2 protein-coding genes are annotated in these 1,026 nt (G+C 67.0%); one reads left to right on the forward strand and one right to left on the reverse strand.

Annotated features, from left to right (window positions below; translation table 11 throughout):
* Positions 1 to 285: 285 nt before the first annotated feature.
* On the reverse strand, positions 286 to 573 hold the full coding sequence (locus tag ACXJKL_RS21490; protein ID WP_457209021.1) for a hypothetical protein: 288 nt from the start codon (positions 571 to 573) through the stop codon (positions 286 to 288).
* A gap of 95 nt (positions 574 to 668) precedes the next feature.
* Between ACXJKL_RS21490 and ACXJKL_RS21495 the strand changes: the two genes are divergently transcribed.
* A partial coding sequence (locus ACXJKL_RS21495; RefSeq protein ID WP_457209022.1) for a hypothetical protein occupies positions 669 to 1,026 on the forward strand: 358 nt, incomplete at its 3' end.

Below are 1,026 nucleotides of genomic sequence, written 5' to 3' on the forward strand. Positions count from 1 at the left end.
TCCGGCCACCCTCGGCCTCGACGAGCTCGCCTCCGATGAGCATCCGCGCCTCGCCGGCCAGGACGCCGCTCTCGCTCTGTACTGCGGTCATGCCGTGCACTCCTTCAGTCATCCAGGTCTGGGTCGCGCGCCAGCGGGCGGTCGGCTCACGTAGTGCGCTGGATGACAGTAAACCAGTTCAATCAATTAAAGGAAGAGGCTGATCGAGATCCATCGAAACGGCACTGACTCGACGAGCGGCCCCGTGGCGGCATGCCAGGGTGCGCTCCGTCGCCCAGATCTCGCTCAGTCGGAGGCGGGAAGCGGCTTGGCTTCCTTGATGACCAGTTCGCTGCCGCCGATCGACAGCGGGCCGGGACCGGGCTTGACCACGAGGACCTCGATACCGGAGGCGTCCTCGACGTAGCGCTTCCCGATCGCGTACGTCGCGGCACCGGCGGGGCCGGGCGTCGCGTCGGTGCTCATCGGCTCGCCGGCGGCGAGAAGCTCGGCCTCGATGGTCGGTGCGGTCACGACGACGACCTCCAGGGTCGACGTCGCGGTCTTCAGGCGGGCTCCAGCAGTCAGGCTCACGGTTGTCTCCATCTAGCGATCGGTGGTACATGAGTATGGTACGAGGGTTCCAAAGATTCAACTCATTGTACTTTCCTGACCTCTGGAGGTTCGCGATGTCCGCTGTCCCCGGCGGTGGAATCCTGCTCGGTCCGACGCCGGACGGTGCCACCCGGCGTACGACGACCATCATGGTTGCGCCACGGGTCGACTGGCTATCGGGCCAGCGGGTCACCGCGATCGGGCGAGACCTGTGCCGCACGGCGGGCGACGGCGTGCGCATGGAGCACGACGGCCTCTCGTTCGACATCGACGCCGCCGGCAACATCGTCCCTGACGAGACGCCCAGCGGGCCCGGTCGCAGAGTGCCGGAGGAACTTCGCGGCCAGTTCGCACAGCGTGGAATGCGCAAGAGGGTTGCCGAGCTGCGCGCCGACCAACGATCCAGTGCCAGCGTTCTGCTCGGCCCTGAGG

The organism is Nocardioides sp. P5_C9_2 (assembly GCF_054049555.1).